This window comes from Roseibium sp. MB-4, assembly GCF_053005265.1.
In genome coordinates this window covers 463,048-487,030 of record NZ_JBRKQB010000004.1, presented here as the reverse complement: position 1 = coordinate 487,030, position 23,983 = coordinate 463,048, and the positions used below count along the sequence as shown (strand labels likewise).

The window sequence follows — 23,983 nt, the reverse complement described above, 5'->3', positions numbered from 1 at the left end:
CAGGGGAACTGGCTCAAAAGTCGTAACGGCTGGCAAGGTCGGCAATTGATCCTGCCGGCAAAGGTTCAAACTGCGACGGCTTTCGGGTATGAGACCGGAAATCCATCATAATGAACGAAGAACGGAAGAAAAATGCGCGGATATTTCGCGGTCGGAGCCGAAGGCCTGTCAAAACGGATGAACCTTGGAACGCTGATGCGGTCCGCTCATGCCTTTGGTGCGAGCTTCTTCTTCACCGTGGACGCCGAACAGAAGATCCGCAGGGCCCCTAAATCGGACACTTCCAAAAGCCCGGGACATTTGCCGACTTTTGACTGGGACAGCGTGGACACCATGGACCTTCCCCGCGGCTGCCAGCTGGTCGGGATCGAACTGACGGACGAGTCCATCGACCTGCCAAGCTTCGGTCATCCCCTGCAGGCCGCCTATGTGCTGGGCCCAGAACGAGGGTCACTTTCACCGCAAATGCTTGAACGCTGCGATCATGTGGTGAAAATTCCGACGAAGTTCTGCATCAATGTCGCCATGGCTGGCGCTATCGTCATGTATGACCGGCACCGTGCCCTGGGCCGGTATGCGGACAGGGCCGTGTCGTCTGGTGCCCCGACTGTTGAACGCCCAAAGCATGTCAGCGGCGGCCCAATCAGTCGGACCGGGCGGGTTGTTCCGGGGAATTGATCAGTTCACGTCGACAGCTTCGTCAGCCTCTATCAGCTGACGGAGCCGGCCAAAGGCGAGACGAATACGAGATTTTACCGTTCCAAGCGGTAAGCCTGTCTGGTCGGAAATCTCGCTGTGCGACAGCCCGATGAAAAACGCAAGGCGCACGACTTCTTTTTGCTCATCGGGAAGCGAGGCCATCGCGGCTCTCACGCGCTCTTCGCGGAGCCGGGCATCCATTTCATCAGCAACATCGGGAAGCGGCGTTGGCTGCAATGCGGGTTCTTCCGGATCCAGCTCTGCGGTTTTTTGCCGCCGCAACCGGTCAATCCGGCGGTTCCTGGCGATACGAAACAACCAGGTGCTTGCAGACGACTTGCGTGGATCAAACAGGTCAGCCTTGCGCCATAGTGTCACCATGACGTCTTGTGCGACTTCTTCGGCAACGGCGTCATCGGCGCCCTGTTTCATCAGGTAGCCTTTCAGACGCGGTGCGAAATGATCGAACAGCTCGACAAACGCCGCTTTATCCCGGCTTGTCGCGACCTTAACAATCAGATCGGAAAAATATTGCGTTTGTGCCAAAGGCCAATCAACTCCACTTCAGTCCCCTCTGTTTAGCAGGTTCGGCGCAATTCGGAAGAGGGAACAGCAACATCGCCACACTGTCGCCCTGTTTTCTCGCGAGAGGCAATGATGAACATTCGCGAGGGCGCGCCTTTGCATTCTAAAGAAAGGAATTGTCGGCTTTGGGGCTTCAACCCTTTCGTAACCCGCTTTAAGTTATCATTAAAGCAACGTTTATATGTGTGTCGGCAATTGAATTAAATTTGACCGGAACCCCAAACCAAACGGTGTGGAGATCATGAAAGCAAAAACGCTGGTACTGGCCCTGGCAGGTTTCGCCGCCTCAACTGCGGTAGCGTTCGCACAGACCCCGACGCTGTTGAAACAGCACAGGGATTGGGCGGCCTACGCGTTGACGAGTGGCAGCGGCAAAGTTTGTTACGCTTTGACCAAACCAACGACGATGCTTCCCGGCGACAGAAACCACGGCGATGTCTTCTTCTTCGTGACGTCCCGTCCGGCCGAAGGTGTCAGTTCTGAGCCGAGCCTGCTGGTCGGTTATCCGTTTAAGGACAAGTCGTCTGTCAGTGTGGATGTGGACGGACAAGGCTTTACCTTGTTCACCAACAATGACGGCGCCTGGGTCGAAAACGCCGCCACGGAGGCTCAGTTGGTTGCCGCGATGAAGGCTGGCCGTGAGATGTCCGTAAATGGTGAATCCAGCCGGGGGACACGGACAACCTACAAGTTTTCGCTCTCCGGCGTGACTGCCGCCATCGACACAGCAAGTCAGGCCTGCCGCTAACGGCAGGCATCGTCTCCCGGACGGCTTCACGCATAGCTCCGTTGCGCTCGGAAAACTTGATTTTCCGGGCGCTTTGTGGTTTTGAGACCGTCAGCATTTCCCTGACAATAACAGGTGAACCGGCATCAGCGCCGCCGCGGCAGGCGGCACGCTTTCGTGGCCGGACAAAAAACGGATCACAAAATGGCGGTTACGCTCGACATCGCGCGGGAAAATCCCAACGCGCAAACAGTTACAGGCATTGCAGCAACTCCGGGCGCAGATGAAGACAAGCCGACGCTCATCGGCCTGTCGCGCGAGGAACTTGGCGAAGCTCTGGGAACGATCGGCGTGCCGCAAAAGCAATGGCGTATGCGGTCGTCGCAGCTGTGGCATTGGCTTTATGTGCGCGGCGTTTCCGACTTCGCGGAAATGACGAACATCGCCAAGGATTTGCGCGCCAAGCTGGATGAGGCGTTCACCATCGCCCGTCCGAAAATCGTGTCGGAACAGATCTCCGTTGATGGCACCCGCAAGTGGCTGTTCCAGTTTCCGCCGCGCGGCGCCGGAAACCCTGTCGAAGTCGAAACCGTTTACATCCCGGAAGAAGGCCGTGGCACGCTTTGTGTGTCGTCCCAGGTCGGCTGCACCCTCACCTGCACCTTCTGCCATACCGGCACCCAAAAGTTGGTCCGCAATCTGACATCTGAAGAGATCCTGTCCCAGATACTAATCGCTCGCGACCGGCTTGGAGATTTTCCGGATGCACATACGCCGCAAGGCGCGATCGTGCCGTCCGAAGGCCGTCTGGTCACCAACATCGTCATGATGGGCATGGGCGAGCCGCTCTATAATTTCGAGAACGTCAAAAAGGCCCTGCTCATCGCCTCAGATGGGGACGGACTGTCGCTCTCCAAACGACGGATCACCCTGTCGACATCCGGCGTTGTCCCGGAGATTTTCCGCACAGGTGACGAGATCGGCTGCATGCTGGCAATTTCCCTCCATGCTGTTCGGGACGAGGATCGCGACATCCTGGTGCCGATCAACAAGAAGTGGAACATCAAGGAACTTCTGGACGCCTGCCGCAACTATCCAGGCCTGTCGAACGCCAAACGCATCACCTTTGAATACGTTATGCTGAAAGACATCAACGACAGCAACGAAGACGCGCTGGAGCTGGTTCGGTTGCTCAAAGGCATTCCGGCGAAAATCAATCTGATCCCGTTCAACCCATGGCCGGGCTCCCAATATGCCTGTTCCGACTGGGAGCGGATCGAGGAATTCGCAGACATCGTCAACAGGGCCGGTTACGCCTCTCCGATCCGCACCCCGCGCGGCCGCGATATCTTTGCCGCCTGCGGGCAGCTGAAATCAGCCTCTGAGCGCATGCGCAAGAAGGACCGGGATGCATTGGCGGCAAAAAAGGCCGCGGTATATTGAAGAAAGCCGGGACAATCTCGTCCCGGTATCCAGTGGATCAAACCGTAGGATTGTTGCTTCCACCTTGCCAGCAAACGCCCGTGCACCAACTACAATCAATGTAGGGTTGCTGGGTGACAGAATATGGCCGCAAGGCGAGTTACACGCAGACATATTGTATTCGGGATTTGTTCAAGCCTCGGCTTTGGTCCGCTGACGACGTCTATGGCTGCCCAACGATATATATTTGTAACCGCGGAAGTGCCGCCCTACTCCCTGCCATCTGATGAAGGCCGAACCGGATTTGTCATTGACGTGGTGCGCGAACTTCTGTCGCGTCTGGACGCTCCTTTGGAAATCGTTTCGCTGCCTTGGCGCAGAGCCATGGAGACCCTGAAACAGGGCGAAAACGTCCTGATGGCGCCATTGGCGCGCACGCCGGACCGCGAGACGCGATACAAATGGGTCGTCCCGATCCTCACCGAAGAAGTCCGCCTTTACACCATTGACGGCGGTCCCATCCTGACACTCGAGGCTGCGCGCAAACTCCCAAGCATCACAGTACAGGGCGGATCTGCGATGGAAGAACTCGGGATCCGGCTGGGGCTTCAAAATCTGGACGTCGCGCCAGACAATTTTTCCATGGTGAAAATGTTGGCGTATGGCAACTCGAACGCAATGATCAGTTTCAGAATGCTGGCGCTCTGGTCGATGGAACGAGAGGGGCTCGATCCGGAGCGATTGGTTCCGGGCGAAGTTCTGGACCGGTTCGACGTTTCCATTGCTGCAACTCTCGAAACGCCTGAAGAAATACTTCGGCCGATCCGGGAGGCGTTTGACGTGATGCGGTCCGATGGCTCTCTTCAAATGATACTTGAGCGGTACGGTTTGGGATCATGACAGGAAGAGTTGCGTCGGACGCATAAGTGCTTTGCCAAACCGATCAGTTCCTAACTCATCTGTGAGTTGAACGTGACGCTTTGAATCCCCATTTCACGGGTTGCCGGGGTTGGTCCCGGCTTTTCTGCCGAACAGAAACCCCCGGAGATCGTCATGACGAGTATTGATTACAGCGGCTCCCGCCGCCGCGAGCCAAGTGCGCCGCACCTCCTCCCTCCTCTTACCCCAGCCACAACCATCACTCTGCTTCTCGCCGGCTTGGTTGCCACCGGTGTCTGGGAAGTTTGGGCGCGGGGTGTAACACCTCTTTTAATCGGAGGACCCTTGGAGCCTGCGGGCCTTATCAAATCCAGTTTCGGGATATCCTCCAGTTTTCTGGCCGAGACGATCCACATAGCAACCGGTCTCATTATCTATCCACTCGGATACCTTTTTGTCGCGCAACCCATCGCCCGGCTTCTGCCGGTCGAGTTTCCCTGGTCACTGACAGGCGCAGGCTTTGGCATCGGCCTTTGGATCTTTGCCATGTATGTGATGGCGCACCTGGTCGCCGGCTTTCCAGCGTTTCTGGGTTTTGGGGATCTGGCATTTGCCTCGTTCTTTGGGCACTTGCTGTACGGCCTTGCCGTTGCCGGGATCGTTGCTCTGCGCAGGGCGTAACAGCGCTCTGATCCCATAACCGCAAAAAGGCCGCCTCAAGGGCGGCCTTTCGCATTCGTGATCTGATTCGTCCTAGACCAGACCGGCTTTCGTGAACGGCAGACTTGTGATCCACTCGTCCTTTGCGGCCGCGATTGCATTGGCCACAGCCGGGCCAATTGGCGGTGTTCCCGGTTCGCCGATGCCGGTCGGAGATTCGGTCGAGGCAACGATATGCACCTCGATTTCTGGCATGTCGGAAATGCGCAGCGACTCGTAGGTGTCGAAGTTTGTCTCTTCGACATACCCGTCGGAGAGCGTCACCTGGTTGCGCAGGATTGCACCGAGACCATATCCAATTCCGCCTTCAACCTGTGCACGGATGTTGTCCGGGTTAACAGGCACTCCGCAGTCGACAGCTGCCGTGACCTTTTCCACCTTGACCGTTCCATCCTCGCGGAAGGAAATCTCGACGACTTCCGCCACATAAGACCCGAAGGACTTGTGAACGGCAACGCCGCGGTGACGGCCCTCCGGCAACGGCGTGTCCCAACCGGCCTTTTCGGCAGCCAGCTTCAACACATTCGTCTTGCGCTGATCGTCCTTGAGAAGCTCAAGGCGCAGAGCCACCGGGTCTTTGCCGGTTTCCTTTGCGATCCGGTCGATCATCGTTTCCATGACATAGGCTGTGTGGGTGTGCCCCACGGACCGCCACCATAGAACCGGCACCGGCGTTTCCTGGAATGCCTGATCCATGTTCATCATCGGGAACGAATAGGTCGTGTCGGATGCCCCTTCGGTCATGTTGTGATCCACACCATTCGGCATCAGCATCGGCTCAAAGGCAGTGCCCTTGATGATGGACTTCGCCGCGATGTTGTATTTCACCGCCGTGACGTTGCCGTCGCCGTCGAGACCAACCTTGATCTTGTGGGCTGACATTGGGCGGTAGTAACCGCCAGCCATGTCGTCTTCACGTGTCCAGACGATCTTCACCGGCCGCGGCTCCATGCCGGCTTCCCGCATCGCCTTCAACAGGAAGGAAATCTCCGAGACTGGGTGTGCATCCCCCTGCGCCCGGCGTCCAAAGGACCCGCCGGCCCACAGCGTGTTGATGCTGACATTCTCGAAAGGAATGCCGAGGATGGTGGAGGCAACGTTGTGGTCGATGGTCGGGATTTGCGAGCCAAACCAGAACTGTGCTGTTTCACCGTCGAACTCGCCGACTATATCCAGCGGCTCCATGGCTCCATGGGCAAGGAATGGGAAATCGTAGTCGATTTCCATGACCTTCGCCGACGCGTCCAAGGCGGCATCGACATCGCCATCTTCGCGAACCTTGAGGCCCGGCTTGGTGGTCATGTCCTTGAGTTCGGTCATCATCGCGTCGGTGGAGCGGGTCTCAGCCGCACTGTCGTCCCACTCGATCTCCAGAAGTTCGCGTGCCTTGATGGCCGGCCAGGTGCTTTCTGCAACCACGGCAACGCCATTCGGGATCTGGAAAATGTCGACGACACCTGCGACCTTCTTGGCTTCAGTCGCATCGAAGGACTTGACCGTGCCGCCAAACCGCGGCGAACGCGCAACTGTTGCGGTCAGCATTCCCTCACGATTGAAGTCGATGGTGTAGGTGTTCGGCGCACCGACCGTTTTGTTCTTGACGTCCTTCCGCGGGAAAGACTTGCCGATATAGACCCACTGGTCCGGTGTTTTCAGTACCGGTTCCGCCGGAACATCTTCGTTTGCTGCCAAACCTGCAAGCTCACCGAGCGTTGCAGATTTGCCGGAGGAATGAGAAACAACACCCCCGGAAACGGTGATTTCACCGGCCGGCACGCCCCATTCCTTGGCAGCCGCGGAGACAACCATCGCCTTTGCGGCTGCACCCGCCTGGCGGTACTGCATGAAGGCATTCGGCATGGCTGTAGACCCGCCCGTGCCCTGAACGCCGAACAGGCTGTTGGCATAAAGTTGTGGGTTGGACGGGGCCAGCTCCAGCACAATTTGCTCGTGAGATGCGTCGAGTTCATCAGCAACCAATGTTGCCAGACCGTTTGCCGTGCCCTGACCCTTGTCGAGGTGTTTGGACAGGACCACGACCGTGTTGTCCGGTCGGATGTGCACAAACGGCTGAACGAATTCACCCGCATCGGCAGCGGCTTTCGCCGCGTTTGGCATCTTGGCGGCAATGATCAGACCACCAACTGCACCGGCTGACATTTTCAGGAATGTGCGGCGGCTCGGCTTTGGGGCTTCAAGAGGTTTTTGGAGGAGATGCAACATGGCTTAGGCCTCCATCTTGTCGGCTGCGGCATGGATTGCCTTGCGGATCCGGGCGTAGGTCGCACAGCGGCAGACGTTCCCGTCCATGGCTGCGTCGATGTCTTCGTCGGTCGGTTTTGGGGTGTCGGTCAGAAGCGCCGTGGCTGCCATGATCTGACCGGACTGGCAGTACCCGCACTGCGGCACGTCCAGCTCGTTCCAGGCTTCCTGAACGGCTTTGGCAGCTTTCCCGTTCACGCCTTCGATTGTAGTGATTTCGGCGCCCTCAAGGTCACCGACCATGGTTTGGCAGGAGCGGATCGGCATACCGTCCCAGTGGACCGTGCAAGCACCGCATGATGCGATGCCGCACCCGAATTTGGTGCCGGTCATTCCGAGCTCGTCGCGCAGAGCCCACAGCAGAGGGCTCTCGGGATCCGCATCAAGCGTGCGCGTTTCCCCGTTAATTTTCAAAGTTACAGACATGAGGAGGCGTCTCCCTTGGCTGGCCTAGACTGGCTGAAGGATGTAAACTACACTGTGCAGTGTAATCTCTAGATCTGCATCTGTAAACGCCCTAGTTTACATAGGGCTCAAATTTTGGGATTAAAGAGCGATAAGAAGCGCTGGGTAAACAATGTCGGTATCCGACCAGAAAAAGAAACAAATCGTCGAAGCGGCCATCGCCGAGTTCCAGGAAAAAGGTTTTGCCGGTGCAAGCATGGACCGGATTTCGGAACGGGCGCAGGTTTCCAAACGGACCGTCTACAATCACTTTGAAAGCAAGGAAACGCTTTTCAAAGCGATCAACCAATGCCTGGCAGACCAGGTCAATTCAGCGCTTGAAGTCCCTTATGACCGGGACAAACCGATCCGCGATGCCTTGATCGAACTCGGCTGGGCCGAGGGCGAGCTGATGGTTTCTCCGTGCTTCATGAACCTTGCCCGCATGGTGATGAGCGAAACGATCCGGGATCCAGAACTGGCGGCGGACATGAACGCCCGCATGACCAAGCTCAGCATTTTCGCAGAGTTCATGGAGCGGGCGACATCCGATGGGCGTTTGTCGGTTCGAGATCCGGCCGTTGCGGCAGAGCAGTTTCTCGGCCTCATCAAGTCGCGCAGCTTTTTTCCGAACATCTATGCAAATCGGGTCGCCGAACGGGATGAGATGGACAAGATCATCAACGAAAGTGTCGATCTGTTCCTGGCGCAATATGCTGCACCGGAAACTGAAGCCGCAAAAAAGTCTGCTTGATCAGCCCATCGGGTCCTGATCCTAGCTTTTTCCCGAAGGTCCCACAGGGTTATCCAGAAGCTGTCCCCAGCGTGTCCGGTCCGCCATTTGAGCCCGGGTTTCATCTGACATGAGACCGCGGACATTCTCTGGCGCCCAGCCACCGCCGAGCCCCTTGTAAACTGCAACGAGGTTGGTCAGCACATTCGCTTCCGCAGCAATCAGCCGTTCTTCGGCCACAAGCAGGCTCTTTTGCGCATCGACCACGCGATTGTAGGACGCAGTGCCGTCTTCATATTGGGCTTCCACCTCGCCGACAGAACTGCGAGCCGCCCTCAAACTCCGCCGAAGGTAAAGCGCTTGCTGCTTGGACCGTAAGAACCCGGTCAGCGCGTTTTCCACTTCCGCATAAGCGGACAGCACCGTGTTTTCATAGTTCAACAAGGCTTCCTGAAACTTGGCATCCTGCACCCGGACATTGTTCTGAATCCGGCCGTAATTCAGGAAATTCCAGGAAAAACCGGGATTGAAGAGGGCCGTTGTTGCACCGCCAGTAAAGAGATTTGAAAAATCATCTGCCCGTACACCGATCGCCCCGGCAATGGTAAATGCCGGGAAGAGATCTGCCTTCGCCACACCGATTTGTGCCGATTGGGCAGCTGCGATGTACTCGGCTTGGCGAATGTCGGGCCGGCGGCGCAGCATGTCCGCCGGAACGCCGATCGCGACCTCCGCCGGCACCCGGGGAAAGTCAGACCGGCCAGAAAAACGGGCTTTCATTTTACCTGGCGGCTCGCTCAACAACACACTCATGGCGTTGTAGGCCTGCGCAAGTTCCGCCTCATAGCCCGGAATGGCTGCCAGGGTATTGTTGTAAAGAACGGTCGCTTCATGAACATCCAACTGGGATGCAACGCCATTTTCCAGCCGGAGCTGCGTGAGGTTCAGAGACTTTTTTTGAAGCGCGGCATTTTTCCGGCTCGAGGCGACGAGTTGCTGCAACTCCCGAATGGTTACGTATGTCGCCGCAATATCCCCGGTGAGCGTCACCAACGCATCGTCGTAGGACGCCAGGTTGGCGTTCAAGTTGGCCTTGGCGGATTGAACGTCCCGGCGGATCTTGCCCCAGATGTCAATTTCCCAGGCCGCATCAAATCCTGCAGAAACGCGCGAGATATGACTGTCCACCAGCCCGGCGCGCTCAAGGTCGCGGATGATCGGATCCTGCGTGCTGAACCGGATGTTCTCCGAGTTCCCTTTCAACTTCTGGACCTGAGGAAACAGCTCGCCGCGCGCGATACCGAGCTGAGCGCGCGCCTGGTAAACCCGGACACCCGCTGCCTGCAGTTCAACGTTCTGGCGGTAGGCCTCAGCAATCAGGCCATTCAGCGTTTCATCCTTGAAAACATGCCACCACGGCACGGAGGCAGCGCTGCGGGTTGTAAAGCCGGTGCGGTGATCAACGGTAAGGTTTGCGCCCTTGCTCCAGCTGTCGAGCACCGGCGCCTCGGGGCGCTCAAAATCCGGACCGACCATACACCCGGACAAGAAAGCGGCGCCTGCAAGGCTTGCGACCAAACCCAATTGTCGAAACACGCTCACCGTCACCACCTACACATCAAACGGGATGATGAAATTCACCCAGGCATACAACCGCATATTGACCCGGCGCAGCACAGACACCCATTCTCCGCCGCCGCCCGTATAGATCGCTGCAGCTCCATGAGCGCCGCCCGGAAATCGCTTCAGCGCCGGATCTTCATCCATCACGATCTCAACCGCAAACCGCCCCTGCGGATGCATGAACAGGAAGTTCGGCACATTTCCGCTCGGCTTGATCTGACCTTGCCCGGTTCCTTCCCAAATCGCCTTCACTTTTCCGGTAAACACCTGACCGGGATAAATATCGAGGGCAACCTCAACCGGCTGGCCGGGCTCCACGAATTTCAGGTGTTCCTGATAAAAGGTTCCAAGAAAATAAGGATTTGCGTCTGCAACAAAGGCGGCGATTGACGCAATCCGGAAGCCGCCAACAACAAGTCCAGGCCGCGCCTGCTGGCTGATGATCCGGCCATCCTCCGGCGCATAGATCGTCGTCTGATCAACATAATATTGTGCCTGGTCGACCTGGGCCCGCGCCGCCGCCACCTGGGCATTCACACCATCGATTTGCGCCGCGACAGCGAGCTGCGCTTTTGTCACATTCGCCTCGGCCTCGGCCACCTGCGCTTTTGCCCCAGCCAATTGTGCCGTCCATTGATCTAGCGTTTCCTGGCGGGCACCGCCTTTCGGAACAAGATCCGTGTAGCGCTTGACTTGCTCAGCCGCGAAGGTTTCATTGGCCTCAGCCTGAGCCAACTGATCCTGCGCAAGAACGACATCCTCTTGAAGGATCAACGCATTTTGCTGGGCCTCGACCAGATTCGCCTGCGCCTCTGCGAGCTGGGCGTCATAGAGCGTCGATTCAAACTGATAGAGTTTGTCGCCCTTCTTGACCGGCTGGTTCTGAGTGACGAACACCTCTTGCAACAAGGTTGGATGCGGCAGCCGGGGTGCGATCTGGATCGTCTGGCGGATCACATGTCCGTCAATCGTGTAAGGCGCGAAGAAGCGCAGGAACACGACCAGAAGAAACAGGACGTGAAACCCAACCCAGAAGGTCACCACACCCCAGGCAACGTTGAACTTCAGAAGTTTGAACTTGTAGAAAACCAGCCAGGCAAAGATGCCATAGGCCCCAAGGATCAGAAGGGCAATCGTCATGCCGCGCCCCCGGACTTGGGCAGCTCTTCTGATTGCGCGCTGACCTGAGCCTCGGCTTCACCGGTGGCACTGGACAGGACCGGCGTCGCTGACAACTGATCCGCCCCTCCATCCCCGGCGCCTTCGTTTGCCTTGATCTCCCCCCCCTTCGGCAACTTGCGAATGTCGATCGTCAGGGAGTCGTGATAGGACCACATCAACGCGTGGATCCAGGGAAAGACCGTAAACAGGCCAATCCAACCGCCCAGTTTCACGGATTCAGCATGCGGGTGCTTGCGCTTCTCCGCGAGTTTGCCAGGAAGCCCGCCCAGCGTGATCATGACATAGAAGAAGGCGACAACCGCGAGAACACCGATCAAGAAGGTCAGGTAGTCATAGCCATCGAGCTTGAAATCAATCAGGTTCATGGGTCCTCCGCGCCAGCCCCCACATGGTTTGGCCCCGCTCTTCCGACACCCTCAAACGCCCGGCTGGCAATTGCAACCCTCTTTGCGGCCCGCTCCACGCGTGTTTCAAGTGAAGGATCTTTGAAACGGCAGTCCTTTGCGCGCTTCTGGGGCTTGCGCGGCGAATAGAACCGGCTAAATTGCCGCAAAATTTCAACGAAGCGGACCTCTCCGCACAACTCACGAACTGGATCCTCCCTCAATGGCGTATGGTGACATCAAGAAAGTCGTGCTGGCCTATTCCGGCGGCCTCGACACGTCCATCATCCTGAAATGGCTGCAAACCGAACTCGGCTGCGAAGTTGTAACCTTCACGGCAGATCTCGGTCAGGGAGAAGAGCTGGAGCCGGCGCGCAAAAAAGCCGAGATGATGGGCATCAAGGAAATCTACATTGATGACCTGCGCGAAGAATTCATTCGCGACTTCGTGTTCCCGATGTTCCGGGCCAACGCCGTTTATGAAGGTGTCTACCTGCTCGGCACCTCGATTGCCCGTCCGCTGATTTCCAAGCGCTTGATCGAGATTGCCGAAGAAACCGGCGCCGATGCGGTTGCCCATGGCGCGACCGGCAAAGGCAATGACCAGGTTCGCTTCGAGCTCTCCGCCTATGCGCTCAACCCGGACATCAAGGTGATCGCCCCATGGCGGGACTGGACCTTCAAATCCCGGACCGACCTCTTGGACTTCGCCGAGAAGAACCAGATCCCAGTGCCGAAAGACAAGCGCGGCGAAGCCCCGTTCTCAGTGGACGCCAACATGCTGCACTCGTCTTCGGAAGGAAAGGTTCTGGAAGATCCGAACGAGGAAGCGCCGAACTATGTGTTCCAGCGTACTGTTGACCCAACCGAAGCCCCGGACGTTGTCACAGAAATCGAGATCGGCTTTGAAAAGGGCGATGCGGTTTCTTTGAACGGCGAAAAAATGTCCCCGGCCACATTGTTTGCAAAGCTCAACGACTATGGCCGTGACAACGGCATCGGCCGCCTGGACATGGTTGAAAACCGGTTTGTCGGCATGAAGAGCCGGGGCATCTATGAGACCCCGGGCGGCACGATCCTGCTGCAGGCGCACCGCGCCATGGAATCGATCACACTCGATCGCGGGGCAGGCCATCTCAAAGACGAGTTGATGCCGCGCTACGCCGAGCTGATTTACAACGGCTTCTGGTTCTCGCCTGAGCGGGAAATGCTGCAGGCCCTGATTGACAAGAGCCAGGAGCACGTGACCGGTACCGTTCGCCTGAAACTCTACAAGGGCAACGTGATCGTTGTCGGCCGTGCATCACCTTATTCGCTCTATGCAGAAGAGCTGGTGACCTTTGAAGATGACCACGGTGCGTACGATCAAAAAGACGCTGCCGGCTTCATCAAGCTGAACGCTCTGCGCCTGCGCACGCTTGCCAAGCGCAACCGGCTCGGCTGAGCCATGAACACACCCGCCGCAACCCGCTTTTCCGAAAAGCTTGTTGCGGCGGGTTTTCTTTTGATCGGTGGTTTTCAGCCGGACAGCACAGACCATGTGCCGGAGATCGGCGGCGGCTCTGCGCCCAAAACCCTGCTGATAATCGGCAGTACCGGCCCAAGCCTATGGCCAGTTTTCAAGGCAGCACCGGAAGCTGAAGACGGAAAATCGGATCCGATGGATCGGTATACACGGCGGGTGTTGAGAAAACTTGCCGCTGACTTCGGCTACGAACCACTCTTTCCGTTTGACGGCCCGCCTTACCATCCGTTTCAAAAATGGGCTTTGAAGTGCGGAGGGTTCTCCCAGAGCCCGTTTGGACTTCTCACGCACACAACATACGGACCTTGGGCCGGGCTCCGGGCCGCCTTTCTGTCCGCCGACGAGCTGGACATCTCCATACCCGGAGACACTCCTGGTCCTTGCATCTCATGCCAGGAAAAACCCTGCCTGACGGCCTGCCCGGTAGACGCCATTCAATTGGACACAGGCTATGACGTCCCACGGTGCCTTCAGTATCTCGGCGGCACACCAGATGCCGGATGCTGGACCGGATGCCACGCCCGCAAAGCCTGTCCTATCGGCCAGAGCCACGCGCCTAACGAAGCTAATGGCCGCTTTCACATGAAGAGTTTTGTAGGCTTAGCCTAAGATCAGCCTCAGGCCGTAAAGCAATCCACCACTGCTCTGGCCGGTCATCACCCGGATATCTTCACCACGCCGTCCTGATCGGGGCAGGTTGTCAGAGCATCCGCGGCTGTCTGACCGCCCGCCAGCGGCGCATCCGGCCAGATTTCAGCGAGCGGGATCAGAACAAAGGCGCGGTCTCCCATGCGAGGGTGCGGCAACTCCAGATCGGGCTCGTTGACGGTCCGGGTCCCGTAAATCAGGACATCAATATCAATGATCCGCGGTCCCCAGCGAACATCGCGGACCCGGCCCAGCTCGGTTTCAATGGCAAGACACCGCGCTAACAAGTCCTGTGGCGCCAAGGTGGTGTCGACGACGGCACAAATGTTCCGATAGTCGTCCTGTGGAACCGGCCCCCAGGGCGGTGTGCGGTAGTCGGACGATCTGGCGACAACCGTAATTCCTTCACTGGCGTCCAGATGCTCCAGCGCTTTTTTCAAATGCGCGGCCGTGTCGCCTATGTTCGACCCGAGGCCGAGGGCACATCGGGTCGGTGCAGCCACTTCGGCCGTGACAAGGTTTGTTTGATGGAGGGTCATTTATACGGGGTTCCGTTCCAATCGTGTTGCCTCCGATATACGCACACAATCGGAATGTGGACGTACGTCATGGACTCTTATTATTGAAGCACCCTTCATAACGGCTGTCATATGCACGGCGATGGAGCCAAAAAGCCGTTCCTCGGTCTCAACGCCCAAAACCGCGCCGATCATGCGTTTCCGCGACGCGCCGGCAAGAATAGGCAAGCCGTGCTTCTGCAGGGTCTCCAGCCGGTTTAAAATGAGAAAATTCTGATCAATGGTTTTGCCAAAACCAAATCCCGGGTCGAGGATCTGTTTTTCTTTCGCGATGCCAGCCCGCTCAGCCAATTCCATGGACGTTTCAAAGAACCGGTCCATGTCAGCGAGGATATCAATATCGGCATCGGCGTGATCGCGGTTGTGCATCATCACGACCGGCACGCCAAGCTCGGCAACCGTGTCGGCCATCGCCGGATCTTTTTGCAAGCCCCAGACATCGTTGACGAGCGCGGCACCTGCAGCACCAGCCCGGCGCGCAATCTCCGCCTTGTAGGTGTCGATCGAGACCGGACACCCAAGCTCACAAACAGGTTCTAAAATCGGTGCAAGCCGGGACCATTCGTCCTCTAGCGCAACCGGTTCAGATCCGGGCCGTGTGCTTTCCGCGCCAATGTCCAAAATGTCGGCCCCATCGGCGATCATGGACCGGGCATGCTCAAGTGCCTTGTCCGTCGCATCGAACCGGCCGCCATCGGAAAAGGAATCCGGTGTCACGTTCAAAATGCCCATCACATGGGCCCGGCTCTCCGGCAAGGTGTAGGCAGCAGCTTTGGCCATCAGTCGTCCTTCATCGTCCACCAATTGGACCAGAAGCCTCGTCTGATGCCCCGCTCTTGACGGCAGGTCAAGCAAATGAATCCCGCGGACACGGGATAATCATGATGTGGTTATTCGGCTGCGGCGTGCTGGGTGTCCTGGCCGCGGAGCAACAGGTAACAGACAACGCCTACCACCGGCATGGCCGGAAGCACAAAAGCAAGCCCGAGAACAGGATCACCGACAACGGCCACGATCAGGCTCGCGGCCACACCGCCGCCAAACTGAAGGAACCCCAGCATGGACGAAGCTGCGCCTGCAATGTGCGGGAACGGAGCCATGGAATCTGTAAAACTTGCTGGAAGAACAAACGCCAAGGCGAATACGAACAAGCCAACGGGTGCCATGACGGACGCCACGGAGGGCGCTTGTGTCAGTGTCATGCCGCACATCAAGACAGAGGCAACGACAAGCATGACCAATCCGAAGGGCACCAGCTTGTGCGCGTCAGTTACCTTTAAGAGCTGACCGGTTACCACGGTCCCGAAGATAAATGACCCGGACTGCAGGATCATGGTGAGGCCGAAGACAGAGGGCGACAGGCCGACTTCGTAGATCAGCACGAAGGGCAGCACGGTTGCGAGGGCATAGATATTGCCGAGGCCACAGCCGATCAGGATTGCCGGTGCCAGAAACCGTGGATCTTTCAAAAGCGTGGTGTAATTGATGGCGAGCTGACGCGGGTTCAGGTGATGTTTGCCCGGCGATGGGTTCGTTTCCACTTGAAACACGGTCACGGCCGCCATCAGCGCCACGCCGTAGATCACCATGCACCAGAAGACTTCCCGCCAGCTGAACAGCTCGAGCACGAATCCGCCGATCGTTGGCGAAAGCGCCGGCCCAAGCGCCAGCATCATGGCAATGGTGTTCATAATCCGCGCGGACGCCTGACCGGTGAATTGATCCCGCACAATTGCGCGCGAGACAGAAATCCCGATCGCTGCGCCAACCCCTTGAAGGGCACGGGCTGCCACCATGAACTCTACTGTCGGGCTGAACGTCGCCAGCACGCTGGAAATCAGATAAATGCCAAGAAACAGGATTGTGATCGGCTTGCGACCGAAAGCGTCGGTCAATGGCCCGCACACCAGCTGTGTGGCGGCAAATCCGGCAAAATAGGACGTCAGGGTCAGCTTCACCGCGCCATCAGTCGTGCCGAAAAACTCAACCAGCGCCGGCATGGCCGGCGTATAAAGCGCCATGGAAATGGGCCCGACGGCCACAAGACCGGCGCCGAGCAGTGCCGTTCTGCGGGCACTCATCAAAGTGGCGGGTGTTGCTGTCATTTGCCCTTCCCGTTCGGCGAAAGCAGCAAAAGACTATCCTTCATGTTTTGAAGAAGGGTTTCCAGCACCTTGCGGTCTTCCCCCATCACACCTTCCAGCGCTCGCGCCCGAACCCCCTCAAGAGCAACGCTAATGCGCTCCAGCAGCGGGTCGGCGTCTTCGGTCAGCAGCACCAGTTTCGCACGCTTGTCGGACGGATCGGGTTGGCGCTTGATAAGCCCAGACTTTTCGAGCGAGTCGAGATAGCCCACCAGGGTCATCGGTTCCACGTACATCGCATCGGCCAAAACCGCCTGCCGCTGACCCGGCATCCGCCAGACGTAAAACAACGTCCGCGCCTCGCCAACGGTCAAGCCTGTCTCGACATCGGCAAGGGCTGCCTCGAACTGGCGGCGCAGCATGCGCGCCAAGTCAACAATCAGCATCGTCACACCGATATTGGGTGGAGGTAGTGTCATGAACAGCTCAAATTAATAAGGATACCTTACTAGTTAGGGCGGAGGTTCATTTCTGTCAATGCGCAGAACTACCACTGCATTGCACAATTCAAGGACTGCGCGTATAAAGGCGCCAAATTCGGCCCGGCAGAACCAGACTGCAGCCGATCCCGGAAATTCATATCCAGATGTGCTGCGGGTTCCAGTGGGACCCGCTTCATGTCTTTTGGAGCCTACTCATGAAACTGCGTAACATTGCCATCATCGCGCACGTCGACCATGGCAAAACCACTCTGATCGACGTCCTCCTGAAGCAATCCGGTGCGTTCCGCGACAACCAGCGCACCGAAGAACGCATGATGGACTCCAACGACATCGAGCGCGAACGTGGCATTACCATCCTGGCGAAGGTGACCTCGCTGGAGTGGAAAGACACCCGCATCAACATCGTTGACACCCCTGGCCACGCCGACTTCGGCGGCGAGGTGGAGCGCATCCTGCACATGGTCGACGGCGTGATCCTTCTGGTCGACGCTGCCGAAGGCCCGATGCCGCAAACGAAATTCGTTCTTGGCAAAGCACTGAAACTCGGCCTGAAGCCGATCGTTGCCATCAACAAGATCGACAAGCCGGAGCAGCGCGCCGACGAGGTTCTGGACGAAGTGTTCGACTTGTTCGCTTCCCTCGATGCCAACGAAGACCAGCTCGACTTCCCGGTTCTTTACGGCTCTGCCAAGCAGGAATGGATGGCGCTGGAGCCGGACGGACCGCAGGACAACATGGATCCGCTGTTCGACATGGTTCTCGACAAGGTCGCCGAGCCGGAAGCCGAAGACGGCGAATTCAAGCTGCTGGCGACAACAATCGAATCCGACCCGTTCCTCGGCCGCATCCTGACCGGACGTGTTGTCTCCGGAACCGCCACCCCGAACATGGCCATCAAGGCCCTGTCGCGCGACGGCAAGCAGATCGAGACCGGCCGTGTCTCGAAAATCCTCGCCTTCCGCGGTCTGGAGCGTCAACCGATCGAAAAGGGAGAAGCCGGCGACATCGTCGCAATTGCGGGGCTGACGAAGGCAACCGTTGCCGACACGCTCTGCGCGCCGGGTGTTGACGAGCCGATCCAGGCCCAGCCGATCGATCCGCCGACCCTCTCCATGACCTTCCGCGTCAACGACAGCCCGCTCGCCGGCACCGAAGGCTCCAAGGTTCAGTCCCGCGTCATCCGCGAGCGCCTGATGAAGGAAGCCGAAGGCAACGTCGCGCTGAAAGTGGAAGACACCGACGAGCCAGACGCCTTCATCGTTTCCGGCCGCGGCGAACTTCTGCTGGCGATCCTGATCGAAAACATGCGCCGCGAAGGCTTTGAGCTCGGCGTTGGCCGTCCGCGCGTCGTTTATCAATTCGACGACGCCGGCAATCGTCTGGAGCCGATCGAGGAAGTCATCATCGACGTCGATGAGGAATTCTCCGGCGCCGTCGTTCAAAAACTTCAGGAGCGCAAAGCCGATCTTCTGGAAATGAAACCGTCCGGCGGCGGCCGCACCCGTCTGGTGTTCCACGCCCCGACCCGCGGCCTCATCGGCTACCAAGCCGAACTGATGTCCGACACGCGCGGCTCTGCGATTTTCAACCGCCTGTTCCACGCCTATGAAGCCTACAAGGGCCCGATCACAGGCCGCCACACCGGTGTGCTTCTGTCCAACGGCACGGGTGAGGCCGTGGCTTACGCGCTGTTCAACCTGGAAGACCGCGGCCCAATGATGATCGATCCGGGCACCAAGGTGTATCCGGGCATGATCGTGGGCGAGCACACCCGCGGCAACGATCTGGAAGTCAACGTCCTGAAAGGCAAGCAGCTGACCAACATCCGCTCTGCAGGCAAGGACGATGCGGTAAAACTCACCACCCCGATCCGCCTGACGCTGGAAGCCGCGCTCTCCTACATCGCGGACGACGAGCTGGTCGAAGTCACCCCATCCAGCATCCGCCTGCGCAAGGCCGAACTCGACCCGCACGAGCGCAAGCGCCAGGAACGCGCCTTGAAAAAAGAAAGCGCCTGAGTTTTTTGATTTTCTAGGCGGTCTGAATTTGAAAAGCCCGGGTCGAAAGATCCGGGCTTTTTGTTTTTATCAAATTCTCCTGCCTTCATACCATGCTTGACCATCTAGGCTCCCTTCCGTCTCCGCCCCTTCCAGATAACTCCGGAGCCAATGGATCCCCGCACAAGGCGGGGATGACAGCCGATGGGTTTGTTGGGGCCTTACCTTTTCCATGGCGTTCTCGGAGCGAGAATCCCTGGATCAACTTCAGAACAACCGCAGCGGGCTTGGCAAACGCCATTCCCCGCACCCGGTCATCCCATGGCCTGACCATGGGATCCACTCCGTGACATCTCCATGTGGTGAAGTCCTTGCAGGCAGGAAACAAACCTCACAAATTTAAGTGCCGGCCGAGATCAAACCAGTCCGGGTTCATGGCCTCGATCAGATCGGCTTTCCACGCTCTAGGCCAGCGTTTTATGGCCTTTTCCCGCGTGATTGCCTCAATGGCGGTCGCATGCTCCTCATACCAGACCAGCCGTTTGAGTGCATAGCGGGCGGTGAATCGCCCCCCGATGCCCGAAGTATGTTCATGGAGCCGTCTGCACAGATCGTTCGTCACACCGGTTTAAAGCGTGCCGCCCTTGCGCGTTGTCAGGATGTAGACCCAATAGCGCTTCTGCATGTGCTGATAGGAAACGGTATGGATCCCATGGTCAAGCCATGGGATGACGGCGGAGTGTCGATAAAGGCCGCGCCGTCCCGGCCTCTGAGCCGGGACCTAAGCCGGACAGACAGGTCCCCCGGATCGGGTCCAGGACAGGTTCCTCAAGTCCGGGACGGTAATGCGGATAAAGCCCCGCAAATAATCTTATCCACGCCCCTCACCCCTGCCCGTATACTTTCCCCGTGCCTGTTCAACGGGCTTTCCGGGGGACCGTCCCTTGGGAGGGAACAGGCTGGGCGGGGCTGGGGGAAAGAGGTAACGGTTCTTTCCTGGCAGGTCCGGTGGTAATGATCCCGGGGACCGTAGACCTGGGTGGGGCGGTGCGGCTGCGGAGGGCGCGGTGCGGGGGTGGTAACACCCAAGCGTCTGTTCGTAAGGCGGATCCACCATTGCCATGAGAAACAGCCCGGGCGGGGCGTGACAGCTTTTGCCGAAGAAACAATTTGAACAAGTAGCGCAAGGCAAAGCCTGGCGCGCCCCGCCACTCCTGTGCCAGACGGGAGGCGACACAGCAAAAACGCCGGAGGAGGTCCTCGCGGCGCTTTTGGTTCTGGCGCAGTCTCATTGCGCCGTGCATGTTTTTGCCATGTCTGTTTGTGCCGTCCCGGCCGCCGAGCCGGGATCAAGGCCGCTCGAGAAGTTCCCGGTCAGGCGGTCCTTTGCGTGAGCGTTGAAAACCGGACTGCATTGGTCTGCCGGACCACACTCAAGAGGCACAGCCCGCCAATCACCAGCTCAACCACCAGCGCCGTCACCAGCCCGCTGTGCGGTGCGCCGTCCAGACCCAGGCTGACACACCGGCCAAAGGCATAGGCAAGAAAGACGGTGGCACCAAGCGCTGCGGAAAGCCGGCTCACACCGGACAGAAACGCTCCGGCTAGAATGAAAGCCCCAAGCGCTGCCAGGTTGGCGCCCGGTGCGCGCAGCTCATTCAAAAGGCTCGGATTGCCGCCAAGGACGATGTCATAGGCGGCGTAAAAACCTGCCGGTACGGCGGCGATGGCAAGGCCGATGCCGAGCGCCGTCACACCGGCGACGCCAAGGATTGCTCTGTCAAACCACGGGATATGCATGATGGATCTCCTTCTTCACACACTTCAGGCAGCTGCCGACCAGGCACCGGAGCGCGCGGCATCCCGGGCATAGTCCGCAAAATCTTTCGGCGGCCGGCCAAGGGCGCGCTGTACCCCATCGGTAAGATGGGCGTTGCGGCCATCCAGTGTTTCGCGGGCGATCTCGGTAATGACACCGGCGATCATCTCGCCGCTGGAGCGGGCAACTTCTGCATGAAATTCTTCGAAGGAGATCGGCAGATGCTGAACGGTGCGTCCGATCGCAGTAGAAAGTTCCTGCGCCATATCGGCAAAGCTCATCAGACGCGGACCGGTGACTTCGTAGAGTTCGCCGTCATGCCCGTCCTCGGTCAGCGCGGCGACCGCCACCGCTGCAATGTCATCGACATCAACAATCGGTTCGCGGATATCACCGCCCGGCATCGGCAGCACACCGGCCATGACAGGCTCAAACAATGCGCCTTCCGAATAATTCTGCGCAAACCAGGCGGCACGGACGATGGTGAAGGAAAGTCCGGACGTGCGGACAACTTCTTCGGCGCGTTCCGCGTGATGCTCGCCGCGGCCGGTCAAAAGCACCAGTTTTTCAACACCGGCATCCTTCGCAGTTTTGGTGAACGCCTCGACCTGCTCCACAGCGCCGGGTACGGCAATGTCGGGAAAGTAAGACACATAAGCAGCCGAGACGCCCTGAAGCGCCGGACCCCAGGTTTGTGGCTGCTCCCAATCAAACGGCACCGGCGCGCTGCGAGATCCGCGGCGAACGGAAATGCCTTTGTCTTCAAGCGATTTGGCGATGCGGGAGCCGGTCTTGCCGGTCGCGCCGACTACGAGAATGGTCTTGTCTTGCATGGGTCCTCTCCGGATCAACTGTTGCGATGACCCGAAGATATGGATTTCGAAGAGACGAACAATTCTCGAACGTCCTCACTTCTTATCCGATCGTCCAGAGAACATGGACGAACAGGAAACTTCGTGGCACAGTCATGTACATGATGATGACCGCGACCCCGCATGTGCCGAACCCGGATGCCATTGCCCAGCCGCTTGGCGACCCTCTTGGTGAAATTCTGCACCTTCTAAAACTCACCGGCACATTTTATTGCCAGTCCCGGCTCACCGCCCCCTGGGGCGTTGCGATCCCCGGCTTTGATAATGTGATGAGTTTCGCCGTGATCATCGGCGGGCGCTGCTGGATGACGGTCGGCGGCGGTGACCCGTTTCAGGTGGAAAAAGGCAACCTGGTGCTGATGACCAAGGGTCAGGAGCTTAACTTCCGAAGCGATTTGGATACACCGCTTCTGACACTTGATGAATTGCCAATCCGGAAGGTCACTGAGCTCTATGAAACGCTGGAGTTTGGCGGCGGCGGTGAGGAAACCAGCATCATGTACGGCATCGTCCGCCTCGATCATGCTGCCAGCGGGCTGTTGATGCAGCTCTTGCCTGAAGTCTTGAAGATCGACACCTGGACAGAGGATGCCGGCAGCTGGTTGCAGGGCACACTGCAATTCATCGCGAGGGAAGCGCGGGAGCTCAGACCGGGCGGCGAAACCGTCATCACGCGGCTTGCCGATGTTGTGGTGATCGAGGCAATCCGACGCTGGATTAACACGGCCCCGGAGGCCAACAGGGGCTGGTTGAAAGCCGCCCGCGACCCCCAGATCGGCCGGGCCGTGCTGGCAATTCACCGGGCTCCGGCCGAGAGCTGGACGCTGGAAACGCTGGCCGACGTTGCCGGCATGTCCCGCTCGGCCTTCTCAGCCCGCTTCACCGAACTCGTTGGGATGCCGGCAATCGAATACCTGACCGTTTGGCGGATGCATCTTGCCCGTGCAAGGCTCCTGGAGACGAGCCAGCCCATCGCCGCCATATCGGCCAGTCTCGGCTACCAGTCGGAACCAGCCTTTAACCGCGCCTTCAAACGGGTGTTTCACATGCCCCCGGGACAGGTCCGGAAAACTCATGCCGCCAACAGTTGACGGGCAGTCGCTGATAGTCGGCGCCCTTTCGTCTTTTGGGGGCCTTTTCTTGTGCGCCGCAAACAGGTTTAATCCGGCCAATGCAAATTTCATGGGAGGCACGGGTGAGCAAGACGAACGCGGGTAATTTTTTCGAGGACTTTCAAATCGGTCAGGTGATCAAACACGCCACGCCGCGCACGATCACCTCCGGCGACCAGGCGCTGTACACCGCGCTTTACGGCTCTCGTTTCGCAGTCCAGTCCTCCGATGCTTTCGCCCGTGCGCTCGGTTATGCCCACGCTCCGGTGGACGATCTCCTGACGTTCCATGTGGTCTTCGGCAAGACCGTGCCGGACATCTCGCTGAACGCGGTTGCCAATCTCGGCTATGCCGGCGGCCGGTTTCTTGCGCCCGTTTACCCGGGTGACACGCTGTCAACTGTCTCCGAAGTGATCGGCAAGAAGGAAAACTCCAACGGCAAAACCGGCGTCGTTTACGTGCGCTCCACCGGCTATTCGGACGACGGCACGGAAGTGCTCGATTATGTGCGTTGGGTCATGGTGAAGAAGCGCGATGTGACCAGCCCGCCGCCCGATGCTGTTGTGCCGGATCTGCCCGCTGCCATCGACCCGCAGGCGCTCGGCAACGCCGTGCCGCTGCTTGATACCGTCCACTGGGAAAATGACCTCTCCGGCTCGCCATTCCGCTGGGCCGACTACGAAGTGGGCGAAAAAATCGACCACGTCGACGGCGTGACCGTGGAAGAGGCCGAGCACCAGATGGCGACCCGGCTCTACCAGAACACGGCCAAGGTGCATTTCAACCTGCACACGGAAGCAGAAAGCCGCTTCGGCAAACGCCTGATCTATGGCGGTCATGTGATTTCGCTGGCCCGGGCGCTCTCGTTCAACGGCCTTGCCAATGCCTTCCATGTTGCCGGGATCAATGGCGGACGGCATGTGGCCCCACTCTTTGCTGGCGACACCGTTTATGCCTGGTCGGAAGTTCTGGAGAAGGCAGAGATCGATGGCCGGTCGGACGTTGCCGCCCTGCGGCTGCGGCTCGTCGCCACGAAAAACCGCGCCTGTGCCGATTTCCCGCTGAAAGGTGCCGACGGCAAATACGAAGACGGGGTCATTCTCGATTTCGATTACTGGGCCTTGATGCCGAAATAACCGGATAGACTTTCCAAACCAAATCGGCGAGCGTTCCGGTTCAAGACCAA

General features: G+C 58.4%; 24 protein-coding genes. 11 read left to right on the top strand and 13 right to left on the bottom strand.

Going from position 1 to position 23,983, the window contains the following annotated elements; all coding sequences use genetic code 11:
• Positions 1–132: 132 nt before the first annotated feature.
• Positions 133–678, top strand: coding sequence for an RNA methyltransferase (locus ACVDG4_RS21885; RefSeq protein ID WP_209176179.1), 546 nt, complete (start codon positions 133–135; stop codon positions 676–678).
• Here the strand turns inward: ACVDG4_RS21885 and ACVDG4_RS21880 are convergent, their stop codons facing one another.
• Entirely contained in the window at positions 679–1,245 is a 567-nt protein-coding gene (locus ACVDG4_RS21880; RefSeq protein WP_133952319.1) for a sigma-70 family RNA polymerase sigma factor, read from the bottom strand.
• 280 nt (positions 1,246–1,525) lie between these two features.
• Between ACVDG4_RS21880 and ACVDG4_RS21875 the strand changes: the two genes are divergently transcribed.
• The 4 genes from ACVDG4_RS21875 (at position 1,526) to ACVDG4_RS21860 (ending at position 4,993) form a co-directional block, all read left to right on the top strand.
• A complete protein-coding gene (locus ACVDG4_RS21875) occupies positions 1,526–2,032 on the top strand; it encodes an invasion associated locus B family protein (protein WP_133952321.1) in 507 nt (168 codons plus the stop codon).
• Between the two features lie 183 nt (positions 2,033–2,215).
• Positions 2,216–3,454, top strand: a complete 1,239-nt coding sequence (gene rlmN / locus ACVDG4_RS21870) for a dual-specificity RNA methyltransferase RlmN (RefSeq protein ID WP_409686993.1) — start codon at positions 2,216–2,218, stop codon at positions 3,452–3,454.
• A 204-nt stretch (positions 3,455–3,658) separates the two neighbouring features.
• Positions 3,659–4,333: a substrate-binding periplasmic protein gene (locus tag ACVDG4_RS21865; RefSeq protein WP_447236660.1), complete on the top strand. Its 675-nt coding sequence runs from the start codon at positions 3,659–3,661 to the stop codon at positions 4,331–4,333.
• Between the two features lie 153 nt (positions 4,334–4,486).
• The gene (locus tag ACVDG4_RS21860) at positions 4,487–4,993 is read left to right on the top strand and encodes a hypothetical protein (protein WP_409686987.1); all 507 of its coding nucleotides are present in this window, start codon (positions 4,487–4,489) and stop codon (positions 4,991–4,993) included.
• A gap of 72 nt (positions 4,994–5,065) precedes the next feature.
• On the opposite strand, the gene ACVDG4_RS21855 is transcribed toward ACVDG4_RS21860, so the two are convergent.
• Entirely contained in the window at positions 5,066–7,255 is a 2,190-nt protein-coding gene (locus ACVDG4_RS21855) for a xanthine dehydrogenase family protein molybdopterin-binding subunit (RefSeq protein WP_447236659.1), read from the bottom strand.
• 3 nt (positions 7,256–7,258) lie between these two features.
• Positions 7,259–7,720: a (2Fe-2S)-binding protein gene (locus ACVDG4_RS21850; RefSeq protein ID WP_040451073.1), complete on the bottom strand. Its 462-nt coding sequence runs from the start codon at positions 7,718–7,720 to the stop codon at positions 7,259–7,261.
• 151 nt (positions 7,721–7,871) lie between these two features.
• On the opposite strand from ACVDG4_RS21850, the gene ACVDG4_RS21845 reads away from it, so the two are divergent.
• Complete coding sequence (locus tag ACVDG4_RS21845; RefSeq protein ID WP_447236658.1) at positions 7,872–8,492, top strand: TetR/AcrR family transcriptional regulator; 621 nt, start codon at positions 7,872–7,874, stop codon at positions 8,490–8,492.
• 21 nt (positions 8,493–8,513) lie between these two features.
• On the opposite strand, the gene ACVDG4_RS21840 is transcribed toward ACVDG4_RS21845, so the two are convergent.
• From ACVDG4_RS21840 to ACVDG4_RS21830, 3 genes are read right to left on the bottom strand one after another with little or no spacing between them, the layout of a single operon-like run.
• Positions 8,514–10,073, bottom strand: a complete 1,560-nt coding sequence (locus ACVDG4_RS21840; RefSeq protein WP_447236657.1) for an efflux transporter outer membrane subunit — start codon at positions 10,071–10,073, stop codon at positions 8,514–8,516.
• A 9-nt stretch (positions 10,074–10,082) separates the two neighbouring features.
• Positions 10,083–11,234: an HlyD family secretion protein gene (locus tag ACVDG4_RS21835; protein WP_447236656.1), complete on the bottom strand. Its 1,152-nt coding sequence runs from the start codon at positions 11,232–11,234 to the stop codon at positions 10,083–10,085.
• Positions 11,231–11,641 (bottom strand): DUF3302 domain-containing protein, encoded by a 411-nt coding sequence (locus ACVDG4_RS21830; RefSeq protein ID WP_447236655.1) that lies wholly within the window; start codon positions 11,639–11,641, stop codon positions 11,231–11,233. Before ACVDG4_RS21830 ends, ACVDG4_RS21835 begins: the two co-directional genes overlap by 4 nt.
• Before the next feature lie 241 nt (positions 11,642–11,882).
• Here ACVDG4_RS21830 and ACVDG4_RS21825 point away from each other — a divergent pair, with 241 nt between their 5' ends.
• Both ACVDG4_RS21825 and ACVDG4_RS21820 read left to right on the top strand, forming a co-directional pair.
• Positions 11,883–13,103, top strand: coding sequence for an argininosuccinate synthase (locus ACVDG4_RS21825; protein ID WP_209176187.1), 1,221 nt, complete (start codon positions 11,883–11,885; stop codon positions 13,101–13,103).
• Positions 13,104–13,106: 3 nt separating this feature from the next.
• The gene (locus ACVDG4_RS21820) at positions 13,107–13,793 is read left to right on the top strand and encodes a hypothetical protein (protein ID WP_447236654.1); all 687 of its coding nucleotides are present in this window, start codon (positions 13,107–13,109) and stop codon (positions 13,791–13,793) included.
• Between the two features lie 47 nt (positions 13,794–13,840).
• On the opposite strand, the gene folK is transcribed toward ACVDG4_RS21820, so the two are convergent.
• From folK to ACVDG4_RS21800, 4 genes are all read right to left on the bottom strand, one after another.
• Positions 13,841–14,371 (bottom strand): 2-amino-4-hydroxy-6-hydroxymethyldihydropteridine diphosphokinase, encoded by a 531-nt coding sequence (gene folK / locus ACVDG4_RS21815; protein ID WP_447236653.1) that lies wholly within the window; start codon positions 14,369–14,371, stop codon positions 13,841–13,843.
• Positions 14,372–15,190 (bottom strand): dihydropteroate synthase, encoded by an 819-nt coding sequence (gene folP, locus ACVDG4_RS21810; RefSeq protein WP_447236652.1) that lies wholly within the window; start codon positions 15,188–15,190, stop codon positions 14,372–14,374.
• Between the two features lie 110 nt (positions 15,191–15,300).
• Positions 15,301–16,515: a multidrug effflux MFS transporter gene (locus ACVDG4_RS21805; protein WP_447236651.1), complete on the bottom strand. Its 1,215-nt coding sequence runs from the start codon at positions 16,513–16,515 to the stop codon at positions 15,301–15,303.
• A complete protein-coding gene (locus tag ACVDG4_RS21800; protein ID WP_133952355.1) occupies positions 16,512–16,973 on the bottom strand; it encodes a MarR family winged helix-turn-helix transcriptional regulator in 462 nt (153 codons plus the stop codon). Before ACVDG4_RS21800 ends, ACVDG4_RS21805 begins: the two co-directional genes overlap by 4 nt.
• Positions 16,974–17,191: 218 nt before the next feature.
• Between ACVDG4_RS21800 and typA the strand changes: the two genes are divergently transcribed.
• Positions 17,192–19,015 (top strand): translational GTPase TypA, encoded by a 1,824-nt coding sequence (typA, locus tag ACVDG4_RS21795; protein WP_447236650.1) that lies wholly within the window; start codon positions 17,192–17,194, stop codon positions 19,013–19,015.
• 370 nt (positions 19,016–19,385) lie between these two features.
• Here the strand turns inward: typA and ACVDG4_RS21790 are convergent, their stop codons facing one another.
• The 3 genes from ACVDG4_RS21790 to ACVDG4_RS21780 all read right to left on the bottom strand — a co-directional run bounded on the left by ACVDG4_RS21790 (position 19,386) and on the right by ACVDG4_RS21780 (position 21,646).
• A complete protein-coding gene (locus ACVDG4_RS21790; RefSeq protein WP_447236649.1) occupies positions 19,386–19,616 on the bottom strand; it encodes a GIY-YIG nuclease family protein in 231 nt (76 codons plus the stop codon).
• A gap of 752 nt (positions 19,617–20,368) precedes the next feature.
• Positions 20,369–20,794 (bottom strand): DUF4345 domain-containing protein, encoded by a 426-nt coding sequence (locus ACVDG4_RS21785; protein WP_447236648.1) that lies wholly within the window; start codon positions 20,792–20,794, stop codon positions 20,369–20,371.
• A 24-nt stretch (positions 20,795–20,818) separates the two neighbouring features.
• Positions 20,819–21,646, bottom strand: a complete 828-nt coding sequence (locus ACVDG4_RS21780) for an NAD(P)H-binding protein (protein WP_447236647.1) — start codon at positions 21,644–21,646, stop codon at positions 20,819–20,821.
• Between the two features lie 26 nt (positions 21,647–21,672).
• On the opposite strand from ACVDG4_RS21780, the gene ACVDG4_RS21775 reads away from it, so the two are divergent.
• A complete protein-coding gene (locus ACVDG4_RS21775; RefSeq protein ID WP_447236646.1) occupies positions 21,673–22,776 on the top strand; it encodes an AraC family transcriptional regulator in 1,104 nt (367 codons plus the stop codon).
• Positions 22,777–22,880: 104 nt separating this feature from the next.
• Positions 22,881–23,933, top strand: a complete 1,053-nt coding sequence (locus ACVDG4_RS21770) for a MaoC family dehydratase (RefSeq protein ID WP_447236645.1) — start codon at positions 22,881–22,883, stop codon at positions 23,931–23,933.
• The last annotated feature ends 50 nt before the right edge of the window (positions 23,934–23,983 follow it).

Bases quoted from the DNA above. Each gene is read 5' to 3' on its own strand.
- ACVDG4_RS21835 (WP_447236656.1), bottom strand. From the start codon at position 11,234: ATGACGATTGCCCTTCTGATCCTTGGGGCCTATGGCATCTTTGCCTGG.
- rlmN (WP_409686993.1), top strand. From the start codon at position 2,216: ATGGCGGTTACGCTCGACATCGCGCGGGAAAATCCCAACGCGCAAACA.
- typA (WP_447236650.1), top strand. From the start codon at position 17,192: ATGAAACTGCGTAACATTGCCATCATCGCGCACGTCGACCATGGCAAA.
- ACVDG4_RS21775 (WP_447236646.1), top strand. From the start codon at position 21,673: ATGACCCGAAGATATGGATTTCGAAGAGACGAACAATTCTCGAACGTC.
- ACVDG4_RS21825 (WP_209176187.1), top strand. From the start codon at position 11,883: ATGGCGTATGGTGACATCAAGAAAGTCGTGCTGGCCTATTCCGGCGGC.
- ACVDG4_RS21860 (WP_409686987.1), top strand. From the start codon at position 4,487: ATGACGAGTATTGATTACAGCGGCTCCCGCCGCCGCGAGCCAAGTGCG.
- ACVDG4_RS21800 (WP_133952355.1), bottom strand. From the start codon at position 16,973: ATGACACTACCTCCACCCAATATCGGTGTGACGATGCTGATTGTTGAC.
- ACVDG4_RS21785 (WP_447236648.1), bottom strand. From the start codon at position 20,794: ATGCATATCCCGTGGTTTGACAGAGCAATCCTTGGCGTCGCCGGTGTG.
- ACVDG4_RS21885 (WP_209176179.1), top strand. From the start codon at position 133: ATGCGCGGATATTTCGCGGTCGGAGCCGAAGGCCTGTCAAAACGGATG.
- ACVDG4_RS21830 (WP_447236655.1), bottom strand. From the start codon at position 11,641: ATGAACCTGATTGATTTCAAGCTCGATGGCTATGACTACCTGACCTTC.
- folP (WP_447236652.1), bottom strand. From the start codon at position 15,190: ATGGCCAAAGCTGCTGCCTACACCTTGCCGGAGAGCCGGGCCCATGTG.
- folK (WP_447236653.1), bottom strand. From the start codon at position 14,371: ATGACCCTCCATCAAACAAACCTTGTCACGGCCGAAGTGGCTGCACCG.
- ACVDG4_RS21780 (WP_447236647.1), bottom strand. From the start codon at position 21,646: ATGCAAGACAAGACCATTCTCGTAGTCGGCGCGACCGGCAAGACCGGC.
- ACVDG4_RS21845 (WP_447236658.1), top strand. From the start codon at position 7,872: ATGTCGGTATCCGACCAGAAAAAGAAACAAATCGTCGAAGCGGCCATC.
- ACVDG4_RS21850 (WP_040451073.1), bottom strand. From the start codon at position 7,720: ATGTCTGTAACTTTGAAAATTAACGGGGAAACGCGCACGCTTGATGCG.
- ACVDG4_RS21865 (WP_447236660.1), top strand. From the start codon at position 3,659: ATGGCTGCCCAACGATATATATTTGTAACCGCGGAAGTGCCGCCCTAC.
- ACVDG4_RS21855 (WP_447236659.1), bottom strand. From the start codon at position 7,255: ATGTTGCATCTCCTCCAAAAACCTCTTGAAGCCCCAAAGCCGAGCCGC.
- ACVDG4_RS21820 (WP_447236654.1), top strand. From the start codon at position 13,107: ATGAACACACCCGCCGCAACCCGCTTTTCCGAAAAGCTTGTTGCGGCG.
- ACVDG4_RS21805 (WP_447236651.1), bottom strand. From the start codon at position 16,515: ATGACAGCAACACCCGCCACTTTGATGAGTGCCCGCAGAACGGCACTG.
- ACVDG4_RS21875 (WP_133952321.1), top strand. From the start codon at position 1,526: ATGAAAGCAAAAACGCTGGTACTGGCCCTGGCAGGTTTCGCCGCCTCA.